Source organism: Desulforhopalus vacuolatus (assembly GCF_016918505.1).
Lineage (GTDB): Bacteria > Desulfobacterota > Desulfobulbia > Desulfobulbales > Desulfocapsaceae > Desulforhopalus > Desulforhopalus vacuolatus.
This window is the reverse complement of sequence record NZ_JAFFPZ010000162.1, coordinates 1-252: the sequence shown is the minus strand read 5'-3', so window position 1 is coordinate 252 and position 252 is coordinate 1. Positions and strand designations below refer to the sequence as shown.

Here is a 252-nt window from a genome sequence, read left to right as displayed (position 1 = left end):
GTTCCCACCCGATTTGCATATTGTTGCTCAAAAACCACATTATACTGTTTGGTTTTGTGCTGAATTCACAGCCGATGGTACGAAAATCAATTTCAGGCCGTTTTTTAGCTCCAACCGGGAATAGCTGTTCGTTTAACTTCCACTGAATGCTGTATGTGGATTCCCATTTATTTTTATAGACGCTGTCCAAGCCCGGTCTGCCAGGAGATACCTTCACTTTGATCTGTTTTCGATCTGTTAATATTTGGACCT

The 252-nt window shown here is 41.7% G+C and carries 1 protein-coding gene; it reads right to left on the bottom strand.

Going from position 1 to position 252, the window contains the following annotated elements:
- Positions 1-217: hypothetical protein (locus tag JWG39_RS16345; RefSeq protein ID WP_205220482.1), on the bottom strand; the 217-nt coding region annotated here is incomplete at its 3' end.
- Between the last annotated feature and the right edge of the window lie 35 nt (positions 218-252).